This is a genomic window from Halomonas sp. SIMBA_159 (genome assembly GCF_046536035.1).
Classification (GTDB): Bacteria; Pseudomonadota; Gammaproteobacteria; order Pseudomonadales; family Halomonadaceae; genus Vreelandella; species Vreelandella venusta_A.
The window spans coordinates 1-262 of sequence record NZ_JAWJBT010000853.1 but is presented as its reverse complement, the minus strand read 5'-3'; the positions used below and the strand labels follow the sequence as shown (position 1 = coordinate 262).

1 protein-coding gene is annotated in these 262 nt (G+C 69.1%); it reads left to right on the top strand.

The features are described 5' to 3' along the window. The coding region (locus R0J87_RS21655) for a PLP-dependent transferase (RefSeq protein WP_498888881.1) at window positions 1-262 on the top strand (262 nt) is incomplete at both ends.

Here is a 262-nt window from a genome sequence, read left to right as displayed (position 1 = left end):
CGGTCGAAGCCGTCGCGTATCCGGAGTTGCCGACGCATCCCGACCACGCGCTTGCGAAGCGGCTGCTGCCGCGTGGCGCGGGCGCCGTATTCAGCTTCAATCTGCGCGGCGACCGCGCCGCAGGCCGCAGCTTTATCGAAGCACTCTCGCTGTTCTCGCACCTCGCGAACGTGGGCGACGCGCGCTCGCTGGTGATCCATCCTGCGTCCACGACTCACTTTCGCATGGACGCCGCCGCGCTGGCCGCAGCCGGCATCGCTGA